The 6,731-nt window shown below is 51.6% G+C and carries 7 protein-coding genes and 1 pseudogene; 5 read left to right on the plus strand and 3 right to left on the minus strand.

Annotated elements, in window-relative coordinates; translation table 11 throughout:
- Positions 1-167 precede the first annotated feature (167 nt).
- The 3 genes from fbaA to epd all read right to left on the minus strand — a co-directional run bounded on the left by fbaA (position 168) and on the right by epd (position 3,571).
- The gene (fbaA, locus tag C7B16_RS23495; RefSeq protein WP_000034375.1) at positions 168-1,247 is read right to left on the minus strand and encodes a class II fructose-bisphosphate aldolase; all 1,080 of its coding nucleotides are present in this window, start codon (positions 1,245-1,247) and stop codon (positions 168-170) included.
- A 91-nt stretch (positions 1,248-1,338) separates the two neighbouring features.
- Positions 1,339-2,502: a phosphoglycerate kinase gene (gene pgk, locus C7B16_RS23500; protein WP_000111269.1), complete on the minus strand. Its 1,164-nt coding sequence runs from the start codon at positions 2,500-2,502 to the stop codon at positions 1,339-1,341.
- A 49-nt stretch (positions 2,503-2,551) separates the two neighbouring features.
- The gene (gene epd, locus C7B16_RS23505; RefSeq protein WP_000218495.1) at positions 2,552-3,571 is read right to left on the minus strand and encodes an erythrose-4-phosphate dehydrogenase; all 1,020 of its coding nucleotides are present in this window, start codon (positions 3,569-3,571) and stop codon (positions 2,552-2,554) included.
- A gap of 371 nt (positions 3,572-3,942) precedes the next feature.
- Here epd and C7B16_RS23515 point away from each other — a divergent pair, with 371 nt between their 5' ends.
- The 5 genes and pseudogenes from C7B16_RS23515 to C7B16_RS23535 all read left to right on the plus strand — a co-directional run.
- Positions 3,943-4,374, plus strand: a complete 432-nt coding sequence (locus C7B16_RS23515; RefSeq protein ID WP_105268004.1) for a PPC domain-containing DNA-binding protein — start codon at positions 3,943-3,945, stop codon at positions 4,372-4,374.
- 22 nt (positions 4,375-4,396) lie between these two features.
- On the plus strand, positions 4,397-4,975 hold the full coding sequence (locus C7B16_RS23520; protein ID WP_107180247.1) for an ECF transporter S component: 579 nt from the start codon (positions 4,397-4,399) through the stop codon (positions 4,973-4,975).
- Complete coding sequence (locus C7B16_RS23525; protein ID WP_000553213.1) at positions 4,976-5,683, plus strand: energy-coupling factor transporter transmembrane component T; 708 nt, start codon at positions 4,976-4,978, stop codon at positions 5,681-5,683.
- Positions 5,671-6,348, plus strand: a complete 678-nt coding sequence (locus tag C7B16_RS23530; protein ID WP_001517044.1) for an ABC transporter ATP-binding protein — start codon at positions 5,671-5,673, stop codon at positions 6,346-6,348. The genes C7B16_RS23525 and C7B16_RS23530 overlap by 13 nt, the downstream gene beginning before the upstream one ends.
- Positions 6,349-6,353: 5 nt before the next feature.
- Positions 6,354-6,611: pseudogene (locus C7B16_RS23535) on the plus strand (ATP-binding cassette domain-containing protein); the annotation flags it as partial.
- Positions 6,612-6,731 lie beyond the last annotated feature (120 nt).

Raw genomic sequence — 6,731 nt, forward strand, 5'->3', positions numbered from 1 at the left:
GTCATGCCGGATGCGGCGTGAACGCCTTACCCGGCCAACAAAAACCTGCAAATTCAATATATTGCAGGATACGTGTAGGCCTGATAAGCGTAGCGCATCAGGCAATTTTGCTTTTGGCGAAAAAAAGACCCGCAGAGCGGGCCTTGAGATAAGCAGAAAGGAATATCTTACAGAACGTCGATTGCGTTCAGTTCCTGGAATGCTTTTTCCAGACGAGCGATCATCGAAGTCTGACCAGCACGCAGCCATACGCGCGGATCGTAGTATTTCTTGTTCGGCTGATCTTCGCCTTTCGGGTTGCCCAATTGACCCTGCAGGTAAGCTTCGTTTTCTTTGTAGTAGTTCAGAACACCTTCCCAGGTTGCCCATTGGGTATCGGTATCGATGTTCATTTTCACTACGCCGTAGCTTACGGAGTCTTTGATTTCCTGAGCAGTAGAACCGGAACCGCCGTGGAATACGAAGTTCAGGCTGTTGTGCGGCAGGTTGTGTTTCTTAGAAACATATTCCTGAGAATCACGCAGGATAGTCGGGGTCAGAACCACGTTACCCGGCTTGTAAACGCCGTGTACGTTACCGAAGGAAGCCGCGATGGTGAAACGCGGGCTGATTTTGCTCAGCTCGGTGTATGCGTAATCAACGTCTTCCGGCTGGGTGTACAGTGCAGAAGCGTCCATGTGGCTATTGTCCACACCGTCTTCTTCACCACCAGTGCAACCCAGTTCGATTTCCAGAGTCATACCGATTTTGGACATGCGCTCCAGGTATTTAGAGCAGATTTCGATGTTCTCTTGCAGAGATTCTTCAGACAGGTCGATCATGTGAGAAGAGAACAGCGGCTTACCGGTAGCTGCGAAGTGTTTTTCACCTGCGTCCAGCAGACCGTCGATCCACGGCAGCAGTTTCTTCGCGCAGTGGTCAGTGTGCAGGATTACAGGAACACCGTAGTGTTCAGCCATCTGGTGTACGTGATGCGCACCAGAGATAGCGCCCAGGATTGCAGCCCCCTGCGGAACATCAGATTTCACGCCTTTACCAGCGATAAAGGAAGCACCGCCGTTGGAGAACTGAACGATAACCGGCGCTTTAACTTTAGCAGCGGTTTCCAGTACGGCGTTGATGGAGTCAGTACCGACGCAGTTTACTGCTGGCAGTGCGAAGTTATTTTCTTTTGCTACCTGGAAAACTTTCTGTACGTCATCACCAGTGATTACGCCAGGTTTTACGAAATCAAAAATCTTAGACATGTTTCTTTGTCCTGTATCGTCGGGCTTGAGAAAAAGTGCGTGCTACATGAGCGCGCTGAAACAAGGGCAGGTTTCCCTGCCCTGTGATTTTTTACTTCTTAGCGCGCTCTTCGAGCATCGCTACTGCAGGCAGTACTTTACCTTCTACGAATTCAAGGAATGCGCCGCCACCAGTGGAGATGTAGGAGATTTTGTCAGCAATGCCGAACAGGTCGATTGCTGCCAGAGTGTCGCCGCCGCCAGCGATGGAGAACGCTTCGCTATCTGCGATAGCGTTAGCCACGATTTCAGTACCTTTGCGGAAGTTCGGGAATTCGAACACGCCAACCGGGCCGTTCCACAGAATAGTTTTCGCATTCTTCAGGATTTCAGCCAGTTCCTGTGCGGAAGCATCACCGATATCCAGGATCTGCTCGTCAGCTTTCACGTCGTTAACAGATTTCAGGGTAGCCGGAGCAGTTTCAGAGAACTCAGTTGCTACGCGAACATCAGACGGAACCGGGATGTTGCAGGTGGTCAGCAGACGTTTTGCTTCGTCAACCAGGTCTGCTTCGTACAGAGATTTACCTACATCGTGGCCTTGTGCCGCGATAAAGGTGTTTGCGATACCACCACCAACGATCAACTGGTCAGCGATTTTAGACAGGGAATCCAGAACGGTCAGTTTGGTAGAAACTTTAGAACCACCAACGATAGCCACCATCGGACGAGCAGGTTCTTTCAGTGCTTTACCCAGCGCGTCAAGTTCAGCCGCCAGCAGCGGGCCTGCGCACGCAACGTCAGCAAATTTACCGATACCATGAGTAGAAGCCTGCGCGCGGTGAGCAGTACCGAATGCGTCCATTACGAATACGTCACACAGTGCAGCATATTTTTTGGACAGGGTTTCGTCGTCTTTCTTCTCGCCTTTGTTGAAGCGAACGTTTTCCAGAACAACCAGTTCACCTTCAGCAACGTCAACGCCGTCGAGGTAATCTTTAACCAGACGAACCGGGTTAGACAGTTTGTCTTTCAGGTAGTTAACAACCGGCAGCAGAGAGAATTCTTCGTTGTACTCGCCTTCGGTAGGACGACCCAGGTGGGAAGTTACCATCACTTTCGCGCCTTGTTTCAGGGCCAGTTCAATGGTCGGCAGAGAAGCACGGATACGTGCGTCGCTGGTTACTTTCCCGTCTTTTACTGGTACGTTCAGATCCGCACGGATAAATACACGTTTCCCAGCAAGATCCAGATCGGTCATCTTAATTACAGACATGGTGAATCCTCTCGTTGATTCTAAAAGTTTTGCAGACGCTGCTTGCGTCTTACCTGAAAGCAACAGCGGCCATTGCTAACGTCGTGTCGATCATTCGGTTAGCAAAGCCCCATTCGTTATCGCACCAGACCAACGTTTTGATCAGGTGTGCGCCACTGACCCGGGTTTGGGTGCCATCGACAATGGCACTGTGCGGGTCGTGGTTAAAATCTACAGAGACCAACGGCAATTCCGTATAGTCAACTATACCATGAAATGCACCTTGTGCTGCCTTTTGCAACAACTGGTTGACTTCATTGGCTTTTACAGGTTTCTTCACCGTCACGCTCAGGTCGATTGCCGTCACATTAATGGTTGGCACACGTACCGCAATCGCTTCAAAGCGATCGTTAAACTGCGGGAAAAAACGCGTGATACCGGCGGCCAGTTTAGTATCGACCGGGATGATCGACTGACTGGCGGCCCGAGTGCGGCGCAGGTCGGGATGGTACGCATCAATAACCTGCTGATCGTGCATGGCGGAGTGAATTGTGGTCACAGTGCCGGACTCAATGCCGTACGCATCATCTAACAATTTGATGACGGGAATTATGCAATTCGTGGTACAGGAAGCGTTAGAAACAATGCGGTGTTCCGCGCGAAGTTGATCCTGATTGACGCCATAAACAATAGTTGCGTCGAGATCGTTGCTGCCAGGATGTGAAAAGAGCACTTTTTGGGCCCCGGCGGCAATATGCGCTTCGCCATGCTCGCGGGTGCCATACACGCCGGTGCAATCGAGCACCACATCGACGCCAAGTTCACGCCAGGGGAGCGATTGCAGTGAACGTTCATGCAATACGCGGATGGCGTCATCACCAACAAAAAGTTGATCGCGTTCCTGACGCACTTCCCATGCAAAACGGCCATGACTGGTGTCATATTTCAACAAATGCGCCATGCCCGCAGCATCCGCCAGTTCGTTGATTGCCACCACGGTGATTTCCGCCCGGCGTCCGGATTCATACACAGCACGAACCACATTACGCCCGATGCGACCGAAGCCATTTATCGCTACGCGTACGGTCATAGGTCTCCTGCAAGGCTTTCTCAAAGCAAATTTGCCAGACAGAGTAGTCCAGCAAATCGTTCGGGAAAACCTTACCTGTCGCAAATTGCGACTGATTGGTTAATTGTCGAACATTTAATCGACTGAAACGCTTCAGCTAGGATAAGCGAAACGCGGAATAAAAGGAATGATTGTCCAGTCAAAGAAGACAATTATCTGACTTACGTCACGTTTTTGGCCATGGTATGCCAGGAATTATTCCACTTTGCAGAATCACGAATAAGCGTAGCAAAATCTTTTCGCTGTGCCGTCATAAACCCTGATTTATATCAGAATATGACTGATGTCGCGTCGATATCATCCGCAATACGTCCGAGTTTCGGAGTACTTCAATGATGACATTGCCCCACCTTTATTCTTCAACTGCGCGCTTTTACGCGCTGCGCCTGCTTCCCGATCAGGAAGTTTTCTCTCAATTACGCGCCTTCGCGCGACAGCAACAACTCCACGCCGCGTGGATTGCGGGTTGTACCGGCAGTCTGACTGACGTCGCCTTACGCTATGCCGGGCAAGAAAACACCACCCATCTTAGCGGTAAGTTTGAAGTAATCGCACTGAACGGCACACTGGAACAGACAGGTGAACATCTTCATCTCTGCATTTCAGACCCACACGGCGCAATGCTCGGCGGTCATATGATGCCTGGCTGTACCGTGCGCACCACCCTTGAACTGGTGATCGGTAGCCTGGAAGAACTGGCATTCAGTCGCCAGCCTTGCGCGCTTTCTGGTTACGACGAGTTGCATATTTCCCCTGTTAAATAACACCCTTTAGAGAGGTTTTCTTATGGCGCGTCGCCACTTTTCCAGTCAGGCTTTGGTGCTGATCGTTATCTCTATCGCCATCAATATGATCGGCTGTCAACTGGCCAGCATAGTCAAATTGCCTATTTTTCTCGACTCCATCGGCACGCTTATTAGCGCGGTACTGCTTGGTCCAGTGATCGGTATGCTGACCGGCTTACTGACCAATTTACTCTGGGGGTTACTGACTGACCCGATCGCCGCCGCTTTTGCCCCCGTGGCGATGGTCATCGGTCTGGTCGCGGGTTGGCTGGCGCGAGCGGGTTGGTTCCGTACTCTGCCGAAAGTCATTGTCAGCGGGGTGATTATTACTCTTGCGGTGACAATTGTTGCCGTGCCGCTGCGTACAGCCTTGTTTGGCGGAGTAACCGGTAGCGGAGCGGATTTGTTCGTCGCCTGGATACATTCAATGGGGCAAAACCTGGTGGAATCAGTGGCGATTACGGTGATAGGCGCTAACCTGGTCGATAAAATTCTCACGGCAGTGATTGTCTGGCTTTTACTGCGACAACTACCGATTCGCACCACACGCCATTTTCCAATGATGGCCGCCGTGCGCTAAATGCATCCGTTTACCTCATTAACATTGTGGGCGCTGGCTGCCTGCACCACGCTTATCCTGCCCGCGCAGACCATTTTGCCGATCTATAGCGCGGCGACCTTTTTCTGCCTTATCGCGCTAAAGGCCACGCGGCGGCGGGCAAAATATGTCACCTGGCTGATGTTTTCGCTGGGCGTCGGTCTGTGGCTGGTGCACGGTGGCTGGCTGACAGAATGGATAAGTGACGCGCCACGCTCTCCAGAACGGTGGGCACATGCCATTACGCTCTGGTTGCGTATTCTGGCTATTGTTTCAACTTCACAGTTGTGGATGCAATTCGTCCCCGTGCAAGGTTTTATCCGCGCTTTGTTTGCTTCTCGCCTGCCGCCGGGCGTCGCTTATCTGTTTGCCGGGCCGTTATTGGTCGTTGAGCAGTTAAAACGACAATTAGCGATTATTTATGAAGCACAACGCGCTCGCGGCGTGCCGCTGGATGAAGGCTGGTATCAACGTTTACGTGCGATGCCCGCGTTAATTATTCCGCTAACTCATAATGCGCTTAACGATCTGGCGATCCGCGGCGCGGCGCTGGATATGCGGGCATTTCGACTCCACAACCGGCGCACTACGCTGTGGGCACCACCTGACAGTAACCTGGAAAAAGTGGCGCGTTACACCATGATCTTGCTGATGCTGGCAGAATTCGGAGCGTGGATATGGTTACGTTAGAACAGTTTCGCTATTGCCCGACACACTCAACAATTCCTCCGTTCTGTTATGACTTTTACTATGACGAACCGGGGATGATCGCCATCTTTGGGGACAACGGCAGTGGCAAAAGCACGCTGGCGCAACTGATGGCGGGTTGGTATCCCGACTTCTTGCCGGGTGACATAGCTGGTACGGGAATGCTCCTCGATACGCCCATTGGGCAACGCTCACTCAACGAACAATCTGCGACCATTCAACTCGTCCAGCAATCCCCCTACTTGCAGCTTTCTGGCTGTACCTTCAACGTGGAAGAAGAAGTCGCATTTGGGCCAGAAAATCTGTGTCTTGCTGAAGCAGAGATTATGGCGCGTATTGATGCCGCTCTGACTCTGACCGGGTGCCAGCCGTTGCGTCATCGCCATCCGGCAACACTCTCCGGCGGGGAAACCCAACGCGTGGTCATCGCTTGTGCTATCGCGATGCAACCTAAGATTTTAATTCTCGACGAAGCCTTTAGCCGACTGACGTCGCAGGCCAGCGAAATGCTGTTGCAGCGCTTACAACACTGGGCGTTGAAACGTGATTCGCTGATTATTCTTTTTGAACGCCATCAAACACCTTTCCTGAACTACTGCCAGCAAGCGTGGCAACTGCAAAACGGAGCACTCCAGCCATTATGTTAACGTAAAATCAGGTAACTTATCGCTGGCCTGACGCAGCAACGGATTGTCTTTGCAACATTTCTCTACAACTCAAAAAAGGTGAATGGCTGGCGCTGACCGGCGACAATGGCGCGGGAAAATCGACCCTGTTGCGTATCATGGCGGGTCTTCTACCCCCTTCGTCCGGCACGGTAATGTTGCAACATCTGGCGCTACATACACTCAAGAACCGCCAACGCGCGACAAACATTGGTGTGCTGTTTCAGGAAGCGGAAAATGAAGTGGTCAACAAAAACTGGCCACCGAGTTAGAGTTTTTCCAGTATCGATTTTCCGATTCGTTTGGGGGTAATCCACCGTTATATTCGTGCGGTCTTAGTGCGCTGTAATATCCAACGATATAGT

The sequence above is a fragment of the Escherichia sp. 20412-1 genome (assembly GCF_003027595.1).
Lineage (GTDB): Bacteria > Pseudomonadota > Gammaproteobacteria > Enterobacterales > Enterobacteriaceae > Escherichia > Escherichia marmotae.

What these genes read in the sequence shown, in the direction of transcription:
- fbaA (WP_000034375.1), bottom strand. Translation starts at nt 1,247, where the DNA reads ATGTCTAAGATTTTTGATTTCGTAAAACCTGGCGTAATCACTGGTGAT.
- C7B16_RS23520 (WP_107180247.1), top strand. Translation starts at nt 4,397, where the DNA reads ATGGCGCGTCGCCACTTTTCCAGTCAGGCTTTGGTGCTGATCGTTATC.
- epd (WP_000218495.1), bottom strand. Translation starts at nt 3,571, where the DNA reads ATGACCGTACGCGTAGCGATAAATGGCTTCGGTCGCATCGGGCGTAAT.
- C7B16_RS23515 (WP_105268004.1), top strand. Translation starts at nt 3,943, where the DNA reads ATGATGACATTGCCCCACCTTTATTCTTCAACTGCGCGCTTTTACGCG.
- pgk (WP_000111269.1), bottom strand. Translation starts at nt 2,502, where the DNA reads ATGTCTGTAATTAAGATGACCGATCTGGATCTTGCTGGGAAACGTGTA.
- C7B16_RS23525 (WP_000553213.1), top strand. Translation starts at nt 4,976, where the DNA reads ATGCATCCGTTTACCTCATTAACATTGTGGGCGCTGGCTGCCTGCACC.
- C7B16_RS23530 (WP_001517044.1), top strand. Translation starts at nt 5,671, where the DNA reads ATGGTTACGTTAGAACAGTTTCGCTATTGCCCGACACACTCAACAATT.